Origin of the sequence: Streptomyces rectiverticillatus (genome assembly GCF_013394065.1) — a bacterium.
Lineage (GTDB): Bacteria > Actinomycetota > Actinomycetes > Streptomycetales > Streptomycetaceae > Streptomyces > Streptomyces rectiverticillatus.
In genome coordinates, this window is sequence record NZ_CP040752.1 from 471,161 (window position 1) to 495,731 (window position 24,571).

22 protein-coding genes are annotated in these 24,571 nt (G+C 71.9%); 6 read left to right on the top strand and 16 right to left on the bottom strand.

Annotated elements, in window-relative coordinates:
* Positions 1–118: 118 nt before the first annotated feature.
* Entirely contained in the window at positions 119–385 is a 267-nt protein-coding gene (locus tag FGW37_RS01850) for a hypothetical protein (protein WP_179079428.1), read from the top strand.
* Positions 386–512: 127 nt separating this feature from the next.
* Here FGW37_RS01850 and FGW37_RS01855 read toward each other — a convergent pair whose 3' ends face one another.
* The 8 genes from FGW37_RS01855 to FGW37_RS01890 all read right to left on the bottom strand — a co-directional run bounded on the left by FGW37_RS01855 (position 513) and on the right by FGW37_RS01890 (position 9,694).
* The gene (locus FGW37_RS01855; protein ID WP_179079429.1) at positions 513–680 is read right to left on the bottom strand and encodes a DUF6760 family protein; all 168 of its coding nucleotides are present in this window, start codon (positions 678–680) and stop codon (positions 513–515) included.
* Complete coding sequence (locus tag FGW37_RS01860) at positions 677–1,087, bottom strand: hypothetical protein (protein ID WP_179079430.1); 411 nt, start codon at positions 1,085–1,087, stop codon at positions 677–679. The genes FGW37_RS01855 and FGW37_RS01860 overlap by 4 nt, the downstream gene beginning before the upstream one ends.
* 184 nt (positions 1,088–1,271) lie before the next feature.
* Positions 1,272–2,723 carry a hypothetical protein gene (locus tag FGW37_RS01865; protein ID WP_179079431.1) on the bottom strand — a complete coding sequence of 484 codons (1,452 nt, stop codon included), beginning with the start codon at positions 2,721–2,723 and terminating at the stop codon, positions 1,272–1,274.
* 206 nt (positions 2,724–2,929) lie between these two features.
* A complete protein-coding gene (locus FGW37_RS01870) occupies positions 2,930–4,273 on the bottom strand; it encodes a Vgb family protein (protein WP_179079432.1) in 1,344 nt (447 codons plus the stop codon).
* A 478-nt stretch (positions 4,274–4,751) separates the two neighbouring features.
* The gene (locus FGW37_RS01875) at positions 4,752–5,618 is read right to left on the bottom strand and encodes a geranyl diphosphate 2-C-methyltransferase (protein WP_179079433.1); all 867 of its coding nucleotides are present in this window, start codon (positions 5,616–5,618) and stop codon (positions 4,752–4,754) included.
* 144 nt (positions 5,619–5,762) lie between these two features.
* Positions 5,763–7,022 (bottom strand): family 2 encapsulin nanocompartment cargo protein terpene cyclase, encoded by a 1,260-nt coding sequence (locus FGW37_RS01880; protein WP_179079434.1) that lies wholly within the window; start codon positions 7,020–7,022, stop codon positions 5,763–5,765.
* A gap of 35 nt (positions 7,023–7,057) precedes the next feature.
* On the bottom strand, positions 7,058–8,485 hold the full coding sequence (locus FGW37_RS01885) for a family 2B encapsulin nanocompartment shell protein (RefSeq protein ID WP_179079435.1): 1,428 nt from the start codon (positions 8,483–8,485) through the stop codon (positions 7,058–7,060).
* Between the two features lie 378 nt (positions 8,486–8,863).
* The gene (locus tag FGW37_RS01890) at positions 8,864–9,694 is read right to left on the bottom strand and encodes a methyltransferase domain-containing protein (protein ID WP_179079436.1); all 831 of its coding nucleotides are present in this window, start codon (positions 9,692–9,694) and stop codon (positions 8,864–8,866) included.
* 555 nt (positions 9,695–10,249) lie between these two features.
* Here FGW37_RS01890 and FGW37_RS01895 point away from each other — a divergent pair.
* On the top strand, positions 10,250–13,750 hold the full coding sequence (locus FGW37_RS01895) for an ATP-binding protein (protein WP_246430214.1): 3,501 nt from the start codon (positions 10,250–10,252) through the stop codon (positions 13,748–13,750).
* A gap of 37 nt (positions 13,751–13,787) precedes the next feature.
* Here the strand turns inward: FGW37_RS01895 and FGW37_RS01900 are convergent, their stop codons facing one another.
* The 3 genes from FGW37_RS01900 to FGW37_RS01910 all read right to left on the bottom strand — a co-directional run bounded on the left by FGW37_RS01900 (position 13,788) and on the right by FGW37_RS01910 (position 15,378).
* Positions 13,788–14,243 carry a hypothetical protein gene (locus tag FGW37_RS01900; RefSeq protein WP_179079438.1) on the bottom strand — a complete coding sequence of 152 codons (456 nt, stop codon included), beginning with the start codon at positions 14,241–14,243 and terminating at the stop codon, positions 13,788–13,790.
* Positions 14,244–14,367: 124 nt separating this feature from the next.
* Positions 14,368–14,904, bottom strand: coding sequence for a hypothetical protein (locus tag FGW37_RS01905; RefSeq protein WP_179079439.1), 537 nt, complete (start codon positions 14,902–14,904; stop codon positions 14,368–14,370).
* A 207-nt stretch (positions 14,905–15,111) separates the two neighbouring features.
* A complete protein-coding gene (locus tag FGW37_RS01910; RefSeq protein ID WP_343066982.1) occupies positions 15,112–15,378 on the bottom strand; it encodes a hypothetical protein in 267 nt (88 codons plus the stop codon).
* 388 nt (positions 15,379–15,766) lie between these two features.
* Between FGW37_RS01910 and FGW37_RS01915 the strand changes: the two genes are divergently transcribed.
* Together FGW37_RS01915 and FGW37_RS01920 are read left to right on the top strand one after the other, a co-directional pair.
* Entirely contained in the window at positions 15,767–17,314 is a 1,548-nt protein-coding gene (locus tag FGW37_RS01915) for an MFS transporter (protein WP_179084448.1), read from the top strand.
* Positions 17,315–17,447: 133 nt separating this feature from the next.
* Positions 17,448–18,017 carry a hypothetical protein gene (locus FGW37_RS01920; RefSeq protein ID WP_246430215.1) on the top strand — a complete coding sequence of 190 codons (570 nt, stop codon included), beginning with the start codon at positions 17,448–17,450 and terminating at the stop codon, positions 18,015–18,017.
* 454 nt (positions 18,018–18,471) lie between these two features.
* Here the strand turns inward: FGW37_RS01920 and FGW37_RS01925 are convergent, their stop codons facing one another.
* Together FGW37_RS01925 and FGW37_RS01930 are read right to left on the bottom strand one after the other, a co-directional pair.
* Positions 18,472–18,954, bottom strand: a complete 483-nt coding sequence (locus tag FGW37_RS01925; RefSeq protein WP_179079441.1) for a GNAT family N-acetyltransferase — start codon at positions 18,952–18,954, stop codon at positions 18,472–18,474.
* A 208-nt stretch (positions 18,955–19,162) separates the two neighbouring features.
* Positions 19,163–20,113: a hypothetical protein gene (locus FGW37_RS01930; protein WP_179079442.1), complete on the bottom strand. Its 951-nt coding sequence runs from the start codon at positions 20,111–20,113 to the stop codon at positions 19,163–19,165.
* A gap of 213 nt (positions 20,114–20,326) precedes the next feature.
* On the opposite strand from FGW37_RS01930, the gene FGW37_RS01935 reads away from it, so the two are divergent.
* Entirely contained in the window at positions 20,327–21,313 is a 987-nt protein-coding gene (locus FGW37_RS01935) for an NAD-dependent epimerase/dehydratase family protein (protein ID WP_179079443.1), read from the top strand.
* Between the two features lie 208 nt (positions 21,314–21,521).
* Positions 21,522–21,941, top strand: a complete 420-nt coding sequence (locus tag FGW37_RS01940; RefSeq protein WP_179079444.1) for a lasso peptide biosynthesis B2 protein — start codon at positions 21,522–21,524, stop codon at positions 21,939–21,941.
* 36 nt (positions 21,942–21,977) lie between these two features.
* Here FGW37_RS01940 and FGW37_RS01945 read toward each other — a convergent pair whose 3' ends face one another.
* From FGW37_RS01945 to FGW37_RS01955, 3 genes are read right to left on the bottom strand one after another with little or no spacing between them, the layout of a single operon-like run.
* Positions 21,978–22,577 (bottom strand): dihydrofolate reductase family protein, encoded by a 600-nt coding sequence (locus FGW37_RS01945; RefSeq protein WP_179079445.1) that lies wholly within the window; start codon positions 22,575–22,577, stop codon positions 21,978–21,980.
* Complete coding sequence (locus FGW37_RS01950) at positions 22,558–23,805, bottom strand: M6 family metalloprotease domain-containing protein (protein ID WP_179079446.1); 1,248 nt, start codon at positions 23,803–23,805, stop codon at positions 22,558–22,560. The genes FGW37_RS01945 and FGW37_RS01950 overlap by 20 nt, the downstream gene beginning before the upstream one ends.
* 38 nt (positions 23,806–23,843) lie before the next feature.
* The gene (locus tag FGW37_RS01955) at positions 23,844–24,524 is read right to left on the bottom strand and encodes a GntR family transcriptional regulator (protein WP_179084450.1); all 681 of its coding nucleotides are present in this window, start codon (positions 24,522–24,524) and stop codon (positions 23,844–23,846) included.
* Between the last annotated feature and the right edge of the window lie 47 nt (positions 24,525–24,571).

Sequence of the window (24,571 nt, forward strand, 5' to 3'; positions counted from 1 at the left end):
CAGCGCGCCGCGCCACCCCGCGCCGGGCGCCTCCTCGGCCAAGGTCTCCGGAGCGCCTTCAAGAGAGCGGGCCGCACCGGCCAGGGGGTCAGCCGCCGCTCCGTCGGGGAGCGACGGCATGCCGCCTATCGGCGCGTACGGCAGAGCCGGAGCGGCCGGCGCCCCGCCCGCGCCCATCCGCGGCGGCAAGCGCAAAGCCGCGAGCGGCCCCCGCGCCGCCACCCCGGCCAGCGGGACCGCGCGCGGCAGCAGCCGGCCGGCCGTCGTGACGGTCGGGGCCGGGCGCCACGCCGCGAGTTGCTCCCGGAAGGCGGCGGGCCCGCCGGCCCCCAGGGCCGGAAGCCGCACCAGCCCGGCCGGTGCCACCGCCCGCCACTCCCCGTGAGCCCGCTCGGGGACGGCGGCGGGCGCAACGACCGGGGCCTGTTCCGCGGCGAACTCCTCACGTCCGCGGCGGGCCCGGATCGCCCGGGCCCGGTCCCGCGCCGGTCGGCGCCACCGCCCCGTCGTCTTCACCGGGCACCCCGCCCCTCAGCGAGCGCGGTGTTGATCCCGGCTATCTCGCGCACCCAGGCGCGCCGCTCCTCGTGCGTCAGGGAGAGGAGATCCGCGTACCCCCAGTGGAAGTGGTAGGCGATGTAGGCCACCTCTTCCCGGAGCCGCTGCGCGGGGTGCGTCATGCTTCCCCCAGGCGACCACCGGCCACTGAACCCGGCACGGCGAAGCTGGTGCCGCAGGACGGGCAGGCGACGGCGCCGTGGCCGGAGTCGAGGCCGTTGATACGCCGGTAGAAGTCCTGGAGGTAGGCGAGGTCCGTGGCGAAGAGGCCTTCCACGACGCCCGCGTGGATGTCGGTCACCGTGCCGAGGCGGGTGATGACGAGGCTGAGGAGGACGACCCCGAGGTAGGCGGGGTTCTCCCGGACGCGCTGGTCGATCAGGGGCGACAGCTCGTCCCGGGCGGTGGCGAGCCGCATGGCGCCGCGGCGGTGGACGGTTCCTGCGGCGTCCACGTAGCCGTGGGGCAGCTCGAAGTCGAATTCGGTGCGGAGCGGGGATCCGTCGTCGTGCGATCCGGTCTGGGGCATGGCGGTGCGGTTCCTCCATCGGGCGTGCGGCCGTGGGAGCCGTCGGGCCCGGCCCCCGCCCGGGGAGGGGGGCGGGAGCCGGGACGTCGTTCAGCCGTTCATACGTCGGCGCGTCGACGCGTTAACGCATCGCCGCATCGAACACATCGAACGCATCGACGCGTTCAGCGCATTGCGGTCGTCGTCATTCGATGGTCTGGTCGAGCAGGAGGCTCACCGCGGTCTTGGCCACCCACACCCGCACCGAGAACACCCCGGGCCTGTCGCCGGCGGTCAGGACGGGCGACTCGGCCGAACCGTCGGGCCCGCTCTTCACCTTGGCGGTGTCCTTTCCGCCCGGGAACGTGGCCACGTTCTCACCCCGGATCTTGAAGGTGACCTCGGCGCCCTCGACGGGGTTGCCGTTCTTGTCCTCCACGACGACCGTCATCGGCTCGTCGAAGGACTTGCCCGCAGGAACCGTCTGCCCCGCCCCCGACACGTAGCGGACGTGGTCCGCGACGCCCCGCTCCGGAGTGACGACGAGCCGGGAGAACGAGGCCACGGCATCGCCCTCGGTCCAGCGGGCGGTGACGACGCAAGGCCCTTCCTTGAGCGCCTTGAGCAGCGAGCTGGTGGCCACACCGAGCTCTTCACCGGCGGTCCCGGTCCGGCGGATCTCGATCGGCTTGCCGTTCTCGAAGACGGCGGAGCCCGCCTGCACCGAGAACTCGATCCGCTGCTGGGCCACCGGCGTTCCGTCCAGCAGCGTCGCCTTGACGACGAGCGGCTCCGGGAAGCGCTGACCCACCTCGGCCGTCTGGTGGTCGCCGGACTGCACGGCCAGCCGGTGCCGGGACACCCGCTGCAAGGCGCTGTCCCCGGCCAGGGCCACCCACAGGTCGCCGTCTCCGGCCAGGGCGAGGCCCGACGGGCGGGAGCGGGAGCCGGTGGAGATCACCGACGCCGTACCCTCCCCCGGCAGGACGTATCCGATCTCATCCCCCACGGCACTGGCGAACCAGAGCGTGCCGTCACCCGACACGAGGAGCCGGTGGGCCGGGGAGGGGATGTCGATCTGTGTGAACCGGCGGTCGTTGACGGCGTACCGGTAGAGCCGGTTTCCGGTGGTGGCCACCCACAGGACGTCTCCGGCGGCGCTGATCGCCAGATCCTGGGGCTCGGCGCCGACACTGACGGGCTGGGAGAACCGGCCCGTGACCATGTCGTAGGTGACGAGGGCCCGGCTCTCGGGGGAGCTGAGCCACAGCCGCGTCGGGTCCTGCTCCGCGACGGCGATCCCGTACAGGCCGGAGGAGTAGACCTGGGAGGTCTCGACGACGCCCCCGGGCTCCAGGAAGGCCAGGAGGCTGCGGTCCACGAGCGGGGCGACGATCAGGTTGCCGCCGTTCTCGTCCTGAGCGAGCGCCAGGGCCCGGCACCGGGAACTGCCGCTCACGTACCGGACCTGGTAATTGCCGTCCTGGTCGCACCGCACGAAGGCCGATTCACCTGCCCCTGCGACATACGACCACACGCCGTGGCCCGGCCAGGAGAGGATGGCATCCGCCCGGCCCGTAACGCCCGTGGCCGGGGGGAAGAGCGTGTTGCTGTGGCTGCGGGGATCGAAATACCCGATGCCGCCTTCGCCCGTCACGAACCACAGACGGTGGTCTTCGACATTCCATGCAAGGTCGGCGGCGGGGCCTTGAAGGGGAAATTTGTCGGTGTCGCTGGTGGGTTTCACAGGCGTCGCGGTTGTCGCGGGTGCCACGTCGGACGGCATTCTGATGCTCCCTCCGGGGAAAGTAATGGACCGGGCAGGCGGACCGGGCTGATGGCCCGCCTGCTGCAGGGGAGGCGCTATGCCGGCCTGATGTGGAGCGTCGTGGCCGCGTGCGGCTCGGTGTTGCCGAGGCCGACGCTCAGGAGCGCCTCCTCCTCGACGTCCCCGGCGTACACGGGCGGCAGGCAGACACGGCCGCGCTGGTCGGTGAGGATCACCCGCTCGCGGGTGTTGTCGTCGAAGGTCGCGCCTTCCGCCTCGATGCGGCAGGTGAGCGGGATGCCCGGGATCGGCCGGCCGTCGGCCACGTACTCGGCGACCAGCGGAGCGTCGGCGTGCTCCTTGGCGTGCAGCACGGTCTCGGTGTGGGACACGACCTGGGTCCGGCCGAGGCGGGAGGGGGCCCCCATCTGTGCGATGGCGGTGGGGTACCTGCCGATGGTCTTCCTGTCCGGGTTCGTGAACCAGATGTTGCCGTCGCTGCCGACGCAGATCCCCTTGGCCTTGCCACCGCTGGGGAGCCGGATGGTGGTGCCCTCCTCCTCCATCTGGCCGTCGAAGACGTGGATCCCCTCGCTGGAGGCGACCCAGACCTCGCCGTTCGGGGTGAACGTCAGCTGCTGCGGGACGGCCGTGCCCAGGTTCCGCTCCTTCCACCGGAGGGTGTTCAGGTTGAGCCGGAGAACCTGGTTCGGGTTGGTGGCGGTCACCCAGACCGCCTCCGTGTCGACCTTCACGTAGTAGGGCTTCTGCGCCGACCCGCCGGGCAGCGGGATGTGTTCCCAGGTGCTCTGCCTGGGCGCGCGCTTGTACAGGCCGTTCTGGGTGCGGGACGGGTTGCTGTTCGTCTGGCCGGTCACCCAGTACGTGTGGGTCTTCCCGTCCGTGTCGGTGCTGACGGCCACGTCCCAGAGCCAGGTGTTGTGCTCGACGTGCATCTTCTCGACCTGGCCGGCGCCGGACTGGGTGATCGGCAGGACGCCCACGTACTTGTACACGGGTTCGGCGAACAGCAGGCTGTACTCGTATGTCGGCGTGCCCGAGCCGCCCACCTTCGTGGTCTCGAGCGCGATGCTCTCCGCCTTGGCGTCGTCCTCCAGCGGATAGAACGTGATGGGGTAGCCCGCCGTAGTCAGCATCGCCACGATCGGGTCCTGCTGCTGCGGGGGCGCGGGCGCGGCGAACCACACCTTGGAGCCGCCGAGGGGGTCCTTCATGATCCCCGCGGAGAGCCGGGGCATGTGGGAGTGGTTCGCGTAGCTCAACTCACTCGGCCGCAGCGGATTGACGCGAACGACGCACCCACTGCCCGTGGTGCCCGTGTTGCTCGTGGTGACCCAGAGTTTGCCGGCGTTGCCGACGCACACCGAGTGCGGTGCGAATGTGGTACCGAGCGAGTACTCCGTAATGCCATCCGCCACAGCGTTCTCCGTCCGGTTCTTCGGATGAATGCGTGAACTCATCAAGGGCGCGCAGGGCAGAGCACACCGATTGCAGGTGTGCTGTGCGGACGAGGCAGCGAGATTTCGATGACCCACGCGGGGACGACTCAGACCGGTCGAGATTATGCCGTCAGCACTGCCGCCGCATCCGAGCGAACCAGCCACGGGGGGAGGTAAGTTGCAGCTTCCGGACAGTGCGGCGATCGTCCGACGGCCCGTTGGGCGTTCCACCTGCACATGGAGACATCCGGCATACCGAGTTCCGTATCCGGTATCTCCTCTTCATGCAACCGGACCGCTGTCAAGAGCCCCGGCACCCGGACGGCGAGCGGCGGTGCGATGTGGCCGGATTTCCCTGAAGAACGCTTTCATGCCTAAAAATCTGGCCCAATGACGTGAAACGACCGGGCACGCGCGACACAGCCGGCGCGCTGAGCCGCGCGGGCCCAAGCGGGCGTCAGATGCGGTCGGCGGCGATGAGGAGGTAGTGGAAGCTGCCCTCCTTGTACGCGGTCAGGAAGGGGTCCTCGACACCGGTGGCGAGGGAGGACTGGGCGCGCAGCTCCCAGTAGGGGATGGTCGCGGCCGTGAGGTCGACGACGTTGATGGGCACGAGGCCGTTGGCGGCCATGGCCTTGAAGTAGGCGCTGCGGGGGTGGATGTTGCACGTGTAATGCTCGTCGATGCGGCTCACGGCCTTGGAGCGCAGGCCCGTCACGTCGTTGGAGCAGCCGGTGATGGTGACGTAGCGGCCGCCGTAGGCCAGCTGGCGGGCGTGCTCGGCGAAGAGTTCGTTCAGGTCCACGTACATGGTGGACTCGTTGTTCCAGATGCCCTGGAAGGCGCCGGTGGGCAGGCCGGTGTCCAGCATGTTGGCGAAGTGGTAGCGGACCTTGTCGTCCACGCTGCGCTTGCGGGCCTGCTCGTTGGCGAAGTCGACCTGCGCCTGGGAGATGGAGACGCCGTCGGCGCTGCAGCCGAAGCGGGCGTTGGCCATGATGCTGGTGCCACCGCGGCCGCAGCCGGCGTCCAGGACGCGCTGCTCGGGGGCGATGGGGCCGAGGTGGTCGAGGAGGACGTCGGCCTGCGCCGACTCCAGCCGGTGCAGTTCCTCGATGATGCGCTGGTCCCGGGTCTCCTCGGGGCCTTCCAGAACGGAGGGGTCGTAGTCGCCGAGCCCGTAGTGGTGGTGGTAGAGGCCGTCGACGTCGCCCAGGCGCAGGTTGACCGGGTCCTTCTCGTTGTTCCAGTACTCCGCTACGGACTTCTGGTAGGCGGTGCGCAGGACGCCGGCGGACGTGGCGGGGGCGGGTGTGGTCGTCATGGGGTGCTCCTTACAGATTGCGGCATGCGTGCGTGATGGCGCGATGGAATGCGCGGCATGCACGGTTTCGCGTGGGTGTGCAGGGGATGTGCGCGGGATGTCGGGGGCGGCAGCGGAGAGGGGCGGAGGCAGCGAGGGGCGAGCTCACTCGCCGTTGTAGCGGGGGCTTCCGGCATGCCATTCGCGGTTGCCGCCGAGCCAGGCCCAGACTCCCGCGAGGAACCGGCGCAGCTCGGGCGTTCCGGTGAGGGCGAGGGCCGCGGCCTCCGTCTCGTAGGTGTGCACGAGCTCGTCGTGGATCTCCGCACTCCGCTCGATCGCCTCGCGCAGCGAGCAGCCGTCTTCCTCGGCGATCACGACGGGCAGGTTGAACTCCACGCCCGTGGAGTCGTGTTCCTTCGTCATCGAGTAGAGGTCGTTGACGAGGGTGGCGGCCGTGGCGGCCATCGTCACGGCGCGGCGCACGCGCGGTTCGGCGTATACGGAGGCGGGCAGCGCGTAGCCGCCGACCACGTCGGTGAGTGCGATGCAGGGGAGGAAGCTGTTGATCTGACGGTGGGCCAGGTATTCACGGACTCCGGGCATACGGCCCTGAGAGCGCCACGAGCCCTCCTGCTCGTAGCCCACGAAGAGGACGGCGACCTCGTGGCGCAGCCGGGCGACCTGCGAGGGCTCCGCGTAGCGGGACAGGTGGTCCAGGCCCGAGCGCAGGGCGACCCGTACGGGGTCCTCGCGCATCTCCTCCTCCCACGCCGGCGCGTAGCGGGCCGGGAGGTGGGAGGGGTCGAGGGCCGTGTAGGCGAGTCCGAGGTGGGAGCCGAGGAGTTCGGGCCTGGAGCCCATGGTCTCGTCGTCGCAGTAGTAGTCGTCCGTGGCCCACTCGGCCAGGGCGCACTTGCCCGCCGCCAGCAGCCGGTCCGGGTCGTCGCTGTCGGGGTGCGCCAGCATCATCAGGCGCCCGAAGTCGGCCGCGCGGACGCGGTCGAGCCGTCCGTCGTAGATGCCGGCCTCGTCCGCCCACTCCACCAGCCGGTCGTTGACCTCCCGGGCGAGTGCAGGGTCGTCGCGGAGCGCGGGCGGGCAGTACAGCTCGGGGACGCCGGTGCCCCGGTCGTCCGAGGGGGCGCCGGACGCACCGGAAGCGACGGAGACGCCGGGGGTGCCCGGTGCGCCGGCTGCCGGCTTCCCGGCTGCTCCGGCCTTCCCGGCCGCGAGGCGGGCGGCGGAGGTGCCCAGCCCCGTCGGCCCGGTGGGCAGGGAGGTGCCCGCCGGGCGAGGAGTGGTGCCGGGCAGCGCCTGCGGTGCCGGCCGGCGGGCGCCCTGGCGGTGGGCGAGCAGCGTGGCCACGAGCCGCGCCACGTCGTGACGTGCCGGGGGCGCAGTGATCCGGGACAGCAGTGACAAGGTTCTTCTCTCCGTTCCGGGGGGTGGGGTGCCCGTCAGGACGGGGTGTGGAAGACCTCGGCGTTCTCGAGGACGCCGAGCGCGTCGGGGACGAGGACGGCCGCCGAGTAGTAGGTGCTGACCAGGTAGGAGATCAGGGCCTGGTCGTTGATGCCCATGAACCGCACGTTCAGGCCGGGCTCGTACTCGTCCGGGATCCCTGTCTGCCGCAGGCCGACCACTCCCTGCTCGCCCTCGCCCAGGCGCATGGCGAGGATGGAGGAGGTGCCCTCGTCCGAGACGGGGATCTTGCCGCAGGGGAGGATCGGCACGCCCCGCCAGGCGGGCACGGGGTGGCCGTTCACGTCGGCGCTGTCGAAGGACAGGCCCCGCTTGTTGCACTCGCGGGCGAGGGCGGAGATGGCCCGCGGGTGGGCGAAGAAGGCCTTGGTGCCGCGCCGCATGCTCAGCAGCTCGTCCATGTCGTCGGGCGTGGGCGGGCCGGAGTGGGTGGAGATGCGCTGGCTGTAGTCGGCGTTGTGCAGCAGGCCGAACTCGGGGTTGTTGACGAGCTCGGACTCCTGGCGCTCGCGCAGCGCCTCGATGGTCAGCCGCAGCTGGTGCTCGACCTGGTCCATCGGGTCGTTGTAGAGGTCGGCGACGCGGGTGTGGACCCGGAGGATCGTCTGGGCGACGCTCAGCTCGTACTCGCGGGGTGCGAGCTCGTAGTCGACGAAGGTGCCCGGCAGGGCCGGCTCGCCGGTGTGGCCGGAGGCGAGGGTGATGTTCGCCTCGCCCTTCTTGTTCTGCGGACGCGCCCTTTCGGCCTGGCGCCGGCGCACGTGGGCCCGCAGCTCCTCGTGGCGGCCGGCCACCTCCTCGTAGGCGTACCGGGGCAGGGCCAGGACGGTGCACGCCGTCATCGCGCGCGCCGTGAACTCCCACTTCCCCGGCTCCTCGGCCACCGCCTGCGCACCGAAGAACCCGCCGTCGGCCAACACGCCGCGCCGGGTCTCCTCGCCGTACTTTCCGGTGCCGGCCTTCTCGACCTTGCCGTGCGCGATCAGGTAGACGTGGTCGACGGGACGGCCCCGTTCGGCGATCACCTGGCCGGGTTCGTACTCCTGCTGCCGGCAGCGCTCGGCCAGCGCCCGCAGCGCCTCGTCGTCGTGGAATCCACGCAGCAGCGGCAGTTCCGCCAGCTCGGCGGGGACGACCTTGACCGCGGCGCCTTCCTGGACGAAGGTGACCCGGCCGTCGCCGACCTCGTACACCAGGCGCCGGTTGACCCGGTACGTGCCGCCCTTCACCTCCACCCACGGCAGCATGCGCAGCAGCCACCGCGAGCTGATGCCCTGCATCTGCGGGACGGTCTTGGTGGTGCTCGCCAGATTCCGCGCAGCGGCGATCCCCAGGCTGAGCTGGGCCCGGCCTGCTTGCTGTGCGGGCTGCTCCGGCTGCTGCCGGTGCGCTGCGGTCGACATCCCGGTCCCTCTTCCGTCTCGGCGCATGCGTCAAGAGGGAGCCCCTGAAGTAGCCCGATCGGGCGACGGGGGCTCCCGCCGCGCAAGTGAAGCAGCGCCTGATGATGTTGGTCGAGGCGACCGGGACGACACCGTCTTCTTTGCGCCATGAGGGGGCACGAGTTCGTGTGACCTACACCGGTCTTCCGGAGTACTTCAGGGCGGTGACCACGGCTGACCTGGTGCGATTATCCGCATATTCCTCGCCTCGGGCCGACGACCCGGAGGGTCGTGACGCCGGGGCGAGGTGGCTGATTATGTGCGGTCGAGTCGCGCGCAGGCGGTATGACGGCCAGTCAGGTCATCGGTCGGGCCGGACTCAGCCGCACTTCGGCCCTGTCAGGCCGGCTTCCGAGCAGTCAGCAGGACGGAGCCGAACTCGTCGACGTCGATCATGTCGGCGGGGCCGAACTTCTCCCCCGCGGCCTCGTCGAACACGGTCTGCAGGTCCCCCCGGCCCCCGCGGGACCTGCTCATCTGCTCGAACGTCCGGCGCACGCACTGCTCGGTGATGTCGAGGAGTTCGGTGAAGCACAGGCCCGCCCGGGTCAGCATGGGCACGTAGTCCTCGGGCCGCGCCAGGGTCATGATGAAGTCCCGCAAGCACCGGTCCATGGCGGAGCGCAGCCCGGCCGGGATCGGGGCCCGCTCGAAGAAGTCGGTCAGCACCAGCCGGCCTCCGGGGCGCAGCACCCGCCGGATCTCGCGGAACACCTGCTCGCGGTCGGGCATGTGGAAGATCGATTCGATGGCGATGGCGGCGTCGAAGGAGTTGTCCTCGAAGGGGAGCCGCATGGCGTCGGCGTAGCGGAACTCCACGCGTTCGCCGAGCCCCGCCGCCTCGGCGAGGGCGGTGGCGCGGGCGACCTGCCCGCGGCTCACGGAGATGCCGGTGACGTGCGCACCGGTGCGCCGGGCGATCCGCATGGCCGGCTGCCCCACCCCGCAGCCGACGTCGAGCACCCGGTGGCTCTCGTCGACCTGCAAGCGGTCCGTCATCATGTCGGTGAGCCGGTCGGCGGCCTCCACGAGCGGCACACCGTCGTCCTCGGCGTCCCAGTAGCCGAGGTGGAGGCTTCCGCCGACCGTGCCGGTGTCGAGCGCGGTCAGGCGGTCGTAAAGGCGTCCGACCTCTTCGGGGACGGGGAAGACGGTGTGAGCGCTGGACACTGAGGTCCTCCGTTCTCTTTTGAACGTGTCTGCCGTACGTGTCTGCTGGAGGTGTCTGCCGTACGTGTCTGCTGACCGGGGAAGGCGGAAATCGGAAATCCCTCACGCCACCCCCGTCGGCGTGAGGGATTCCGTCGCGTTCGTGCCACGCTTTGCCGTCGATAGCGGTGGCTCTTCCGGTGATGGACATCGTGCGACACCGCCCTTGCGGCAGCCTGGCCGTGCCACTGACGTTTCCTTGCCGACGCCTGCGGCCGGTTTCGGCCGCCCTGGCGAAGTCCCTGCAGTACCCTCGCCGTTCACTTGCCATGTGCTTGCCGATGGCTTGTCGTGATCTTGGATTGCCCTGTTGCGTATGCCAAGATCCGATTTGTAAGGCACCGGCCTCTCTGTGCCGGACGCCCGTCATCAGTCGCGCGTGCGAGAACGATTGGGACCGACATGCCCGCATCTCCGACGCCGGAGCCGACACCGACAGCCCCGCCGGCAGCCGAGCCCTCAGCCGAGCCGGCGGCCACCGCCCCGAGCGAGCCCCTCCTGAGCGTTCTGGGTCCCATGTCGGCACGCCACGACGGGCACGACCTCCCGATCGGCCCTCCGCGCCGGCGGGCGCTGCTCGCCCTGCTCCTCATACGCCCCGGCCGCGTGGTGTCCACGGAACTTCTCGTCGAGGAGCTGTGGGGCGAGGAACCGCCGCGCCGGGCCGTCGCCACGCTCCAGAGTCACGTCTCCCACCTGCGCCGCGCCCTCCAGCCGGCGGCCGGGCCGGACGGTGCGTCGGTGCTCCGCCACCGGGCGGGCGGCTACGTCCTGGAACTCGACCCCGTACGGATCGACGTCTGCCGCTTCGAGCTCCTGGTCACCGAAGGGCGGCGGCTGCTGGAGCAGCGCGACCCGCTCGCCGCGCGGGACCGGCTCGCGCAGGCGCTGGCGCTGTGGCGGGGCACGCCCTACGGGGAGTTCGACGGCCATCCGCCGCTCAGCGACGAGAGCACACGGCTGGAACACGTCCGCCTCACGGCCGTGGAATCCTGCGCGGAGGCCCGGCTGGCCCTCGGAGCAGCCGAAGAGGTGGCCGCGGACCTCGAGCAGGAAGCGCGCCGCCATCCGGCGCGGGAGCGCCTCGTCGGCCACCTGATGACCGCTCTGTCCCGGCTCGGCCGGCAAGCCGAAGCCCTCGAGGTGTACGAGCGGACGCGCAGCCATCTGGCCGAGGAGTTCGGCGTGGGCACGACCGCCGCGCTCCGCCGCGTCAGGACGGCGATACTCCGCCAAGAACCGGGAACGGAGGGCCCTGCCGAGAAATCGCGCCACGGGCAGGTCGATCCCGTGGTCCGGGGCACGGAGGACCACGTGGCCGATGAAGTCGATGCGGTTGGTGCGGCTGGCGCAGTTAATTCAGTTGGTTCAGTTGGTGCGGCTGACGTCGCCGATGTCGCCGCCGTGCCCGGCGGAACCGTCCCGGCGGACGGCACCGTTCGAGTCGTGCGGAACGCAGAGCACGAGCAGGCCCGCACGACCCCGGCCGCCGACAGCGGCGGAGCGGCCGGAACACCCGGAACAGCCGTAGCGGCCGGAGCAGCGCGTACAGCCGTCACCGTCGATACGACCAGCACCGCCGAGCCCGGGCTGCCGTTGGGCCAATCGCCCTTCACCGGACGCAGCGAGGAGCTGCAGCGGCTGACGGCCGCGGCGACGAGCGCGCTGTCCGGGCACGGGCACGTGGCCGGCGTCCTCGGCCCCGCCGGAGTCGGCAAGACCCGTCTGCTCCTCGAACTCGCCCCACGGCTGGAGGCCGCCTGCGCGAGCCGGGGCGGCGCGGACCTGGAGGTGATCTGGAGCCACTGCTTCCGCAGCGAGGGCGTACCGCCCTACTGGCTGTGGACGCAGGTCCTCCGCCGGCTGTCCGTCACCCGCCCGGACGCCTTCCGCCGCGCGGCGGAGCCTTTCGGCTCGCTCCTCGCCCCGCTCATGCCCGAGCGGTCGGCCGGACCCGGTGGCGGTGGGCCGGGCGCCGATTCCGACTGGGGGCAGGCGCGGTTCCTCACCCACGACGCGGTCTGCGAGGTCCTGCTCACCCTGGCCGGGCAGCGTCCGCTCGTCCTGTTCCTGGAAGACCTGCACTGGGCCGACACCGCCTCGCTCGACCTGCTCCGGCTGCTGAGCACGCGCCGCCAGGGCCACCGGCTCGGCATCGTGCTGACCGCCCGTGAGTTCGAGGTCGAGGCCGACGCCACGATGCGCCGGATGATCTCCGAGGTCCTGCGCGGCCCCAGGACCGAGACCCTGCGGCTCGACGGGCTCTCCCGGCAGGCCGTCGCCGCCATCGTCCTGGCGCAGGCCGGGCCGGGCGTGGACGCGAAGGTCGTCGAGGTGCTGCACCGGCGCAGCGAGGGCAACCCGTACTTCGTCATGCAGCTCCTGTCCCTCCTGGGGGACCCCCGCAGCCTGCACCGCCCCGACGCGGCGGACGTGCTGCTGAGGCGCGTTCCGACGGGGGTGCGCGAGGTGCTGCACCAGCGGTTCGCGGCGCTGCCCGAACCGGTGCTGCAGGTGCTGCGGCTGTGCGCCGTCATCGGCTCCGAGGTCGACACCGACCTGCTGCACCGCACGGCCGCAGCGGACGAACCGGTCGCCGGGGCACTGGAGTCGGCGATCCGCGCCGGGCTGCTCGGGGAGGAGCCGCGCCATCCGGAACGGATCCACTTCGCCCACGCCCTGGTCCAGGAGACGCTCATCGAGGAGCTGGCGCGCGAGGACCGGCAGCGGCTGCACGCCAGGGTCGCCGAAGCGCTGTGCGCCCGCAGGCAGCGGCAGGCGGGGGACGGGGACATCGAGCGGGTGGCCCACCACAGCTGGCACGCCGGGAGTGTGCTGCCCCCGGCGCAGGCGCTCCCGCGGCTGCTGCGCGCCGCCGACCAGGCCGAGCAGCAACTGGCGTACGAGCGCGTGGAAACGTGGCTGCGCCGGGCGACGCACCTGGTCGGCCTGCTGCCCCACGACGACCCCTCGGCCCTGCCCCTGGAACAGCGGCTGAACATCCAGCTCGGGCAGGTACTGGCCACGACCCGCGGCTACGGTCACCCCGAGGCCGAGACGGCGCTCGCGCACGGCCGGGCCCTCAGCTCGGCCACCGAGGCGCCCGAGGACCCGTCGGTGCTCTGGGCGCTGTGCGCGGCGTATCTGGTGACCGGCCGCTACGACGCCTCACGGCGGTTCTCCGGCCTGCTGCGGGGCATCGCGGAACAGACCCGGGAGCCCGTGGCGGTGCTCGGAGCGGCGTACGGCGAAGGCATCGTGCTGCACATCCGCGGGCGGCTGCCGCAGGCGCTCGCCGAACTGGAGCAGGGGGTCGACATGGCGGACCGCTACGCCCGCGAAGGCCATGCGCTGGCCCGCACCTTCCAGCACGACCCGCGCGTCTCCTGCCGCTCGTACAACACGTTCACGCACTGGCTCCTCGGCGACCGGCGGACCGCAGCGACGCGCCGGCGCGAGCTGCTGCACCTGACCGAGTACGACAGCAGGCCCTCCGACCGGTCCTTCGCCCTCTACGTGGACGCGGTCGTGGCCGCCTGGGAAGGCGACGCCCGTACGGCCCGTTCCTCCGGCGCCGAGGGCGCCCGCCTGGCGGGCGAACACGGGCTGCTCTACTGGAAGGCGATGCTGGGCCTGCTCGAAGGGTGGGGCCTGACGCACTCGGGGTGGGAGGACGACGGCCTGGCCCTGATGCACGCCTCCCTGGCCGAACTGCGCCGCTCCAGCACGCTCTTGCGCCACCCCCTCCACCTGGGCCTGCTCGGCGAGGCCCAGCACCGCGCCGGGCGGCCCGAGGAGGCGGGTGAGACGTTCCGCGCGCTGCTCGCGGCCGTCGAGCAGCGCGGAGAGCAGGTCTATCTGCACGAGGCCCTGCCCGCCACCCGGCTGCTGCGCGACCTCCTGGGGAGCGGTGCGGCAGGGGCGGTGGAGAGGGCGGCGGCGGGGAGGGCGGGGGCGATGCCTCCGTATGCCCGGTGGGCGTCCCGAAGGCCTCCGGGCGGCCTCGCCGCCATCTGACGCACGCGGCCCGTACTCCGCCCCGCGTGCGGCCCCGCTATGTGACGGGCTCGGCTTCGAGCCAGCGCTGCCGGCGTGCCCCGCGGTATTCCAGCGCCGGCCACCCCAGGCCCTCCAGAACGCGGGCGCAGCGCTGGAGGGCCTCGTGCTGCTGGACGGCGGCCCCGCTCCCCGGCGGGCCGAGCCACTCGACCCGTACGCTCCCCGGCTGTTCCCCGGGACGGACGCAGTAGCCGGTCGCGGAGCGCTCCCCGTCGGCGTCGAGAGCGGAGGGCGGGATGCCGGCGGCTTCGAGGACGAGGGCTACGGCACGCACCGGCTGACGCCGTTCCCAGTCGGCGGGGCCGGACGACGGGTCCGTGAGGTGGCCGTTCATCAACCGCCGGATCTGCAGCAGCCCTTCCATTGCCTCGCGCACCGCAGCCGCCCGCGCGGAAGCGTCCCCCGACGGCGGGCAGCCGTTTCCGGTGTCCGCCTCGAACGTCCCCTTCATGCGGCTGCCTCCTTGCGCATCGATCGGGCCGTCGCCTTCCCGTGCGGCTTCCCGTCCGCTTCCCGCCCAACTGCTCGGAACCACTATGGGTGCAGTCACTGACAAGACCGCGCGCGTAGGGCCGTCAGGCGCGGCGGCGGCGCCTCAAGCGGCCGTACAGGATGAACGCCTCCATTCCGGCCAGCAGGCCCGCGCAGGTCCAGGCCGTGCCCGCCGACAACCCTGTGCCGTCGCCGCCCAGGCGCGGCCTCAGCCAGCCTTCCGGGTCCGTGACGATCGTGGTCCTGTCGCCCTGCCGGACGCTCTCGTCGCAGCCCTTGCGGTCGCCCACCTCGGCCTTGTGCGTCTCCCCCGAGGCGGACCACACGACCGAGCAGGTGCGGCCTTCGCCGTGTTTCCGGGTGTACGTGGAGACGTCGCCGACCAGCGCCTCGTGGGCGGTGCCGCGCCGTTCCATGACGTAGTCGTCCAGGGCCGGGCCGGTGAAGAGGACGAAGAAGAAGCCGAGGGCCGCCATGCCCGCGCCCGGTCCCGGGCCGCACATGCACCAGGCCGCGATCAGGATGATCACCGTCAGGGCGAACCCGGCGAGCAGCAGCAGCATGTCGTCGGGCGGGTTCAGCCACGAGACGGCGGCCAGGAGCGCCGGTGTGAGCAGCATCGTGGCCACCGTGCCCGGCCACCTGGGCCTGCCACCGCCCCGCCCGGCGGCGGGCGCGCCCGGGTCCGCCGGCCCCTGCCCCTGACCTCGCACCGGTCCGCGTATGCCGGTATCCGCATCCGCCCTGCTGCTCACCACGAGCTCACCACGCCTCGATCTCCTCTGCACCGTATGGGAAGCCCTGTTGGAGGACCCCGACGGGCGAGGTTACGCGGTGGTGGGATCCACGGGGCCGGCCGCGGGGTACGCGACCATGCCCCCGGACTCGTCCAGGAGGAAGGGCGGCCCCGGAGCCTCGGGCGTCCAGCCGCGTGCGCGGGCGGCCCGGACGGCGGCGGAGACGTGGGCGGGGAGAACGGGAGGGGCCGGCCTGCGTATCCAGTTGCCGGGGTGCGGGCGGCCCGTCCGGACCACGAGCGTGGTGCCCGGCGACTCGGCGTGCTCGACCGCATAGGCCAGGAGTGACCAGCCCATCCCCTGACCGTAGGTAACCCGACGTCGGACCCTCCAGCGGTAGGCGACACCGTCGACGACGATGCGACGCGACCCCTTCCTGGGCAGTGCCAAGCGCATCCCCTTCCTCTTCCTCAGGGCCGAAAGGGTAACGAACGGCTGCCGGCTCCCGGCGGGGCGCATCAGGGCCGGTTGGGCGCGGGCCGGGCGGGTCACGGGGCCGCCGGGGGCCGGGCGAGGTTCAATGCATAAACCACAAGATTCGGCCCATGCGTCTCTGTACGCCCCAGGAGCCCCAGCGCCCGGACCCCCGACCCGCCGGCAGGTGAGTGTGAGCCCCGATCGCAAGAAGACCCCGAAGCCCGGGCACCGCGTCCCTGCGCGCGGTGGCGCGACCGCCACCGACCGGATGCTCCGCACCCTGCTGCGGCGCCGCAAGAAGTCCCTGAACATCGAGCAAGTCACGGTCACCGACCGCCCCCAGGTCCGCCGCGCGGTGCTCGCCGCCGCGCTCGGCAACATGATGGAGTGGTTCGACTTCGGGGTGTACGCCTATATGGCGGTCACCCTGGGCAGGGTCTTCTTCCCCGCCACCTCGCCCGGCGCACAGGTCATCTCCGCCTTCGCCACCTTCGCGGCCGCCTTCCTCGTCCGGCCCCTCGGCGGCCTGGTCTTCGGCCCGCTCGGCGACCGCATCGGACGCCAGCGCGTGCTCGCCGCCACGATGATCATGATGGCGGTGAGCACGTTCGCGGTCGGTTTCCTGCCGGTCTACGCGACGGCCGGCTTCGTCGCCCCCGTCCTGCTCCTCATCTGCCGTCTGGTGCAGGGCTTCTCCACGGGCGGCGAGTACGCCGGAGCCACCACGTACATCGCCGAGTACGCGCCCGACACCCGCCGCGGGTTCCTGGGCAGCTGGCTGGACTTCGGCACGTTCGTCGGTTACGCGCTCGGCTCCGGTCTCGTGACCGTGCTCACCGCGGTTCTCGGCACCGACGGCATGACCGACTGGGGATGGCGCCTGCCGTTCCTCGTCGCCGGGCCCCTCGGGCTGATCGGCCTGTACATGCGGATGCGGCTCGAAGAGACGCCCGCCTTCCGCGCGGAGACCGAGGCCGCCCGGGCACGGATGCCGGGCGCCGGCTCCGGCTCCGGCTCCGGTTCCGGGGAGGGCACTGCCGAGGACGGGGTCGAGCAGGCGCGCCAGTCCGGCCACGGACGGCTCAAGGAGATCTTCACCCGGCACTGGGAGGCGGTGCTGATCTGCATGGGGCTGGTCGTCGTCTACAACGTCACCAGCTACATGGTCACCTCGTACCTGCCGACGTACATGACCGAGACGCTGAGCAAGGACGCCACCACCGCCCAGCTGCTCATCCTCGGCACGATGGTCCTGGTGGCCCTGACCATCACCGTCGTGGGCCGCTCCTCCGACCTGTGGGGGCGCAGGCCCATGTTCATGGCGGGCAGCGCCGCCCTGATCGCCCTCGCATACCCCTCGATGCTCCTGGTCCGCGCCGACGGGGCGCTCCTCCCGGCCTTCGGCTGCCTGATCCTCGGCCTGCTGCTGGTGTGCTTCGCGGGCACCGCCGCCGCGACCCTGCCGGCGCTCTTCCCGACCCGGCTGCGCTACGGGGCCCTGTCCGTCTCGTACAACATCTCCGTATCGCTGTTCGGCGGCACCACTCCCCTGGCGGTCTCCGCCCTCCTCGAAACGACCCGCGACGCGATGATCCCCGCGTACTACCTGATGGCGGCGGGCGTGATCGGACTCGTCTCGGCGTTCTTCCTCCACGAGACCGCGGGCAGGCCGCTGCGCGGCTCGGGGCCGATGGTGGAAACCCCGGAAGAGGCCCGGATCCTGGTCGCCGGCAGCCGAACCGAGGCCGGCCGCCGCGCCAGGGACATCTGGGTACGCCTGCGCCACCCGGGACACAGGCATCACGAAGACCGGTGACCCGGGCGATGGAGCCGGATCTACCGGATCGGCCGGATCCCTTCCCGCCGTTCCCGCGGTCCGCTCCGCGGGCGCGGGCGTGGCGCAGTCGGCCGCTGCGCTCGGCGAAACGGCAGACTCTACGGTCCGGGTCGTGGGCAGCGGGCACAGGGCCGGAGAAAACGCGTGGAGTGCACCGATGGATGTCAGTTCAGTAGTCATCGCAGTGACCGGTGTCGCAGGGACCCTCGGCGGGGCGCTGCTCACCCAGCGCGGCTCCGAACGCACGAAACGCCGGGAAATAGAGCTCGTTCGCAGCCACGAGGAAATCCGCGAGAACCGCTCGCTCCGGCGCGCCTGCTACACAGAACTCAACCGGGATGCCCGGCAGTTCACCACGGCGCTCAACCGCCACCTGCACGTCATGCGTGAACGCGACGTGGAGGACGCCGACAGGAACACGCTCGAAGAGGCGAAGAACGCCCACCGTGACCGGTACTCCGAAGCGCAGATGATCGCCCCCGACGGCGTCCTCACGCGAGCGGGGGCGGTCAACCAAGCGCTGAACAAGGTCTACGGGCAGGTCAAGCGACTCGAACGCGACGAGCCCGGGCCGGGCGAGACGCTGGATTCCGCGGCCAGGGCACAGCACGAGGTCTGGGACCTGCTCCGGACCATGAGGACTGCCATGCGGCACGACCTCGGGGTGTCGTCCGACAGGTGACCGCTAGCGCTTCGCCCGGCCGAGCCCCTCGCTTCGGTGGGCCCAAAGGGTGGCCTGCGGATCGACGTAGGGGGCGGCGCCGGCGGCGCGGTCCGCGCGTGAAATCACTGAGCCCCCAGCTGACCAGCGTCGCGTTGGCCAACAGCACCCATGCCCCTGCGGGCACCGACTCCGAGTCCACCGTTGTGTGCACCCCGCCCGCGGTGCTGAGCTGCACAGCGGACGAGCTCTGTCTCACCACGTCCTGTCCGGTCGCGAGGTTCGGCGCGGCCACCACGGATCCTCCCGCCGTGCCCGCCGAGCCATCACCAACCAGGACGACACCTTCATGTTCCTGGCTTCCTCTCGCAGAACCGGTGAGTCCTCGCGTGCCAAAGGATGCTGCCGGGGAGGGCTACTCGATAGGGCGGGTTCGGCCGTCCGGGCCCGGGGACCGGGGACCGGGAGGACTGCTTCAGAATTGGCGGTACATGAGATGCAGGCCCACCGGGCCGAGTTCGGGATGCATGAAGGCACCGGGAACGGTCCCGAGCACGACGAAGTCGAGGCGCTTGTACAGGTCCACCGCGGCATGGTTGGACTCGACCACGGCGTTGAACTGCATTCCCGCGTAGCCGCTCTCCTCCGCCCAGTCCACCGCGAACCGGCACAAGGCCCTGCCCACACCCTTCCCCCGGGAGTCGGCCGCCACCATGAAGCTGGCGGTGGACACGTGAGAGCCGGGGCCCGGCCGGTTCGGTCCCATCTTGGCGGTGCCGAGGACGCGTTCGCCTTCGACAGCGACGACGGTCAGCCCCGGCGGCTCCTCGACCCACATACGGGCTTCCGCCTCGGTCATCTCCGGGTCGTAAACAAAGGTTTTCCGCTCCTGGACGACGTCCCGGATGATTCCCCATACCTGGGGCCAGTCGGATTCTGCGAATTCACGGATGTGCATGGCCGTACGTTAGCGGTGATCAAGGTGCGGTGATATGCAAGGGACGCGGCGGAGATCCGGTCAGTCGTCCTGGTTGCTCGCTGCCCTTGCCCCGCAGGCCACCAGACGCCTACGACCGCCGGTCTGCGGATGACTGTACCTGCGCCGGCGTGCCGACCGGCCGATGGGCCCGCTGCAGGCGGGCCCATCGGGGGCGGTTCTGCTCGTCTCAGCTGAAGAAGACCGACGAGACGTCGTTGTCGAAGCCGATCTTGGCGAGGTCGGCGACGTCACCGTCGACGACCTTGGACTTGCCGGTGCAGTTGCGGCCGGACCAGATCTTCAGGCTGCCCTGAGCCTGGAGGGAGGAGGCCACGTTGTCCCGGGCCACGTTCTGGCAGCCCTTGCCGGCCAGGCCCTGCGCGGGGTCGCCGAAGTTGCGGTCGTCGAAGAGGACGACGCTGGTGGCGGGCTTGGCCTGCGAACTGCCGCTCCCACTGCCACTGCCGCTACCACTCCCCGTGCCCCCGCCCGCGCCGCCGCCGGCCTTCTTGCCGTCGGGGGTGACGCCGAACCAGGTTCCCCCGACCCCCTGGCCCTTGGTGTCGCCGGGCTTGGTGTCCTTGTTGAAGCGGTAGACGGGCCAGCCGCCGACGGTGACCTGAAGGGTGCCGTCGTCCCGCTTGACGGTGCCGACCTTCGACTTGTCGACGCCGTCGAGGAAGATCCTGCCGCCCTGGGCGACGACGACCGGCGGCCAGGTGACGGCGCAGTCGCCGTTGCACGCGGACTTCGACGGGTTCGCGGTGTCCTTGTCGAAGCGGTAGAGGGTGAAGCCGGCGCCGTTGACTACGACCGGGTTCAGGCTGCCCGCCTTGGACGCGGAGAGCTGTACCCAGCGCTGCGCCTCGGGCTTCGTGGCGGGCTTTCCGGGCTCGTTCGCCCAGTCCCCGGTCATGGGCTGGGCGTTGTTCTTCTTCGCCGTGCCGCTGAGGAAGTTCAGCGCTTGCCCGTCGGACCGAGCGTCGGCGTTCGCGCCCGCCCGGGCGGCGCCACCGGCGGAGGCCGATGTGGCCGGCGCCGAGGAGTCCTTGCCGTCACCGCCTCCTCCGCAGGCGGTGAGCAACAGGGCTCCGGCGGCGGCCGACGTCACGATCACTGCAGTGCTCTTGCGGAACATAGGAGATCCCCCCAGCTGTGGGCCCCGGTTCCCTCCCGGGGCCGTCTCACCCCCTGTACGGAACCTGTTCCGCGAAGGCCTCAGCCGGTTACCGTTCCGATACACAACGTGGATGATGTAACAGTGCGATCAGCCGAAAGGCCTGCCCCAAGCCCGGATCTGCCCGCAGCAGATTCCCTTGGTGCCCGGCGCACGCGGTGCTTGAGTGACCGCATGGAGATCTTGGTACTGGGCGGGACCGCATGGCTGGGCCGGGAAGTGTCACGGCAGGCCCTCGGGCGCGGCCACGGGGTGACGTGTCTCGCACGCGGCGAAAGCGGGCAAGTGGCGGACGGAGCGGTGCTGGTGGCCGCGGACCGGCGCGATCCTTCGGCGTACGATCCGCTGCTCGACCGCGAGTGGGATGCGGTCGTCGAGGTGTCGTGGCAGCCCCGCTTCGTCCGCGAGGCGCTGCGGGCCCTGGGCGGCAGGGCGAAGCACTGGGCCTACGTGTCCTCGGTCAGCGCCTACGCCTCCCACGGCCTGCCGGGCGCGGACGAGTCCGCGGACCTGCTGGCTCCGACCGACCGGGACGAAGCCGGCCGCGAACTGTACGGCGAGGCGAAGGCCGCCTGCGAGCAGGCGTCGGCGGCCGCGGTGGGCGACCGCCTCCTCATCGCGCGCGCCGGCCTCATCGGCGGACCGGGTGATCCCAGCGGGCGCTGCGGCTACTGGGTGGCCCGCGCCGCGCGCGATCCCCACGGGCCGATGCTGGTTCCCGATACGCCCGCCATGCCGACGCAGGTGATCGACGTACGGGACCTCGCCGCCTGGCTGCTCGACGCCGCGGAAGCGGGAACCACCGGCACGTACAACGCCGTCGGCCCGGTCCTCCCGTTCGAGGAGTGGATCGAGACGTCCCGCAGCGCGGGCGGGCACACGGGGCCGTTGGTCCGTGCCGACTCGGCATGGCTGCTCGCCCGAGGGGTGGCTCAGGCCATGGGCCCGGAGTCGCTGCCGTTGTGGGTCGCCGAGCCGGGGTGGGAGGGCTGGTCTGCCCGGGACGGCGCCGCGGCACGCGCCGCCGGGCTGCGCCACCGCCCCCGGACGGAACTGCTGGCGGACACGCTGGTGTGGGAACGCGAGCAGGGGCTGGACCGGGAACGGCGGGCCGGTCTCAGCACCGGGCGCGAGCGCGAACTGCTCGACGCTCTCGGCTGAGGCCGCAACCCGGCGGTGCGGCGCGGCCCGGCCGGCGACCCGGGCCTTGAGCCGGCCGGATCACATCGGATGCCCATCGCCCATCACACCCCACCGTCCACCAACTCTTTCGGGTGGACGGTGCCGCCGGTCGGCGTGACGGGTCCATGCCCGGGCAGGGACCGCCGAGTCGGGGTTCGGCCCCGCCTATCCGCCACCGGAGGTTGCCATGCCCCTGAGCTTGCGCCGCGCCGCCGTCCCATGGCGCCGCCGCCCGCCGGTGCTCCTGGCCGTGGCCGCCGCCCGGCTGCTCGTCCTGCTGCCGCCCCGCCGCATCCGCCGCGTCCTGACCGCCGTCCGCAACGGGGCGGCGCCGGCCACCGCCGAACAGGCCCTCGCCGCCCGTCAGGCGGTCACCGCGCTCAGCCTGCGCTGCGCCGGAGAAGGCTGTCTGCAGCGCTCGGTCGCCACCGCGCTGCTGTGCCGGATGCGGGGCGTCTGGCCGGACTGGTGCACGGGAGTGCGTACCGGGCCGTTCCGTGCGCACGCGTGGGTGGAGGTGGACGGACGGCCGGTCGGTGAAGCCCACCAGGCCCCGGGGTACTACCACCGCCTCATGACCGTTCCGGCGCGGGAACCACGGGCCTGACGGTGCGGCATCGCGCCCTCCTCGAATTGCGCGTGCCTACCGCCCGGCGGCGACCGGCCGGTACGTGCTCACCTGCACACCCGCGCTGCTGGTGACCGTCGAGACCAGTTCCAGCGTGCGCTGCGCACCGTCCTCCGGGAAGACCGACTTACCGCCGCCGAGGAGCACCGGCATGATCATGAGCCGGAGTTCGTCGACCAGGCCCTCGCTCAGGAGGGTGCGCACGAGCGTGGGGCTCCCCATGACCAGCAGGTCGCCGCCCTCCTTCCCGTGCAGCTCCCGGATGCGGGCGACGGCCTCGCCGCCGGGGATGCGCGTGGTCTTGTCCCAGGTCAGGTCGGCGTCGCTCAGCGTCTCGGACACCACGTACTTGGGGAGGGCGTTCATCCGGTCGGCGAAGGGGTCCCCGGCCCGCTCGGGCCACGCCGCGGCCATCGTCTGCCAGGTGCGGCGGCCGAACAGCAGCGCCTCGGCCCTGGTCAGCGCGTCGTCGACCGCGCCGCCCACCGTCTCCGGGTCGAAGAACGGGTGCGACCAGCCGCCGTGGGCGAACCCGCCGTCGGTGTCCTCCTCGGGGCCGCCGGGGGCCTGCACGACGCCGTCCAGGCTCATGAACTCACTGACCACGATGCGCACGGGACTTGCTCCTCTTCCTCGCTCCAGGGGACACGGCACTCAGCCGCCGCAGGGCGGTGGTGGCGCTCGGAACGATCGTCGCACCGACCACTGACAACGCCTCCGGCGACAGGCGGACGACGCGCACCACGTCTCCGGCGCGGCCGCCCGCCACCACGTCGATGCGCACACCCGCGGCCGGATCGGTGAAGGACTCTCCGGGGGCGTGGGCCCTGGTCCTCACGACGCGGACGGGGCCCTCTCCGGTGGGGGTGGAGGAGTCGACCTCGTAGATGAGGACGCCGGTCGAGGGCGAGTCCTTGTCATTGCCCACGGCGCGCCGGGACTCGGCGACGTAGGCCTTCGCCGCTCCCGTGCGCACGACCGCGATCTTGGTGCCTCCCGGCCGCTCGACCGGGGTCAGCCGGACCGTGCGCCGGCCGGGGGCGGCGAGGCAGGCGACCTGGTCGTCCCGCGTCCAGCCGAGCTTCCAGGAGTGCCAGCCGAGGTACTGCGGGGCGGTGCCGGCGATGTCGCCCATGAGGTCCCAGCCGCCGACGTGGCGGTGGGTCTCGCCCGTGAAGGCGTAGAGGTCGGGCAGGCCGAAGACGTGGCCGGTCTCGTGGGCGGCGACCTTGTGCCCCCAGCGCCACATGTCCTGCCCGAAGGTGACGGCCCATCGGATGCGGGTGCCGTCGGCCCTGACGCCGGGGGTGGCGGGGTCGAAGAGGTAGGTCGGGGAGAAGGAGATCGCGGACGCTTCTCTCGCGGGGACGACGTACACCATGTCGTAGCGGGAGAAGTCCGCGTACGGATCGGCGGCCGTGACCGCGTCGCGCAGGTAGCGCTCGTGGGCCTCGAAGGTGAGGCCGCGCTGGAAGCCGTAGGAGGCGGAGGGCGCCGGCATCCGGATCCAGCGGTGCAGCGGCGTGATCTCCAGCCGTGTCCGCCCGTAGGAGGCCCTGCGCAGCCAGTCGGCGGCGGGGGCGAGGTGGGCGGCGTAGGGGGCGGTGGAGCCGGTGGCCTGCGCGTCGGGGAAGTCGGCGAACAGGGTCAGGACGCGGTGCTTGCCGGTGGCGCGCCGGAAGCGGACGGGGTCGGTGTCGTGGCCCTCGTCCGTCCAGCCCGTCGTGCCCTTGAGCGCACAGGCGCGGGCGGACGGGGGCCGGGCGGGGGACGACGCCCACGCCGTCGCGGGGATCGCCAGGCACCCGGCGAGGGCCGCCGCGATCAGGGGTGAAGTGCGCATGTCCGCCCTCCTTCTCGCGCCCGGCCTCCCGCGCGCGGTCATGAGTCCTTGTCGCTGCTGCCCTTTGCCCACAGGGAGCGCACGTGTCCGAGGTGCCGTGCCATGCACTGTTCGGCGCCCTCGGCGTCGCCGGCCAGCATCAGGTCGAGCAGTTCGAGGTGTTCCTCGGCGGAGGGGATGAGTTCGCCGCGCTGGTCGAGCGCGGTCAGCCCGTACAGGCGCGAGCGCTTGCGCAGGTCGCCGACGGTCTCGACGAGGCGTTCGTTGCCGGAGAGGGCGAGCAGGGTGAGGTGGAACTGGCGGTCGGCCTCCAGGTAGCCGATGAGGTCGTGGTCGCGGGCGGCGCGCACGATCTCCTCGGCGACCGGGCGGAGGGCTTCGAGGTCCTCGCGGGCGGCGGTGCGCGTGACGCGGCCGGTCGTGGGGACCTCGATGAGCGTGCGGATCTCGGTGTACTGGTCCAGGTCGCGCTCGTTGACCTCGGTCACCCGGAACCCCTTGTTGCGGACCGGCTCGACCAGGCCCTCGCGGGCGAGGTCGAGCATGGCCTCGCGCACCGGGGTCGCGGAGATGCCGAAGTCCTCCGCGAGCTGCGGCGCGGAGTAGACCTCGCCGGGGTGGAGTTCGCCGGAGATGAGCGCGGCCCGCAAGGCATGGGCGACCTGGTCGCGCAGCCGCTCGGTGGCGGTGATGAGAGTGCGCTGCTTGAGGTGGCCCATGGTGTCCCGTGTCCCTTCGTCGCCGGTGCGGCGGCCGAGGTCCGGCA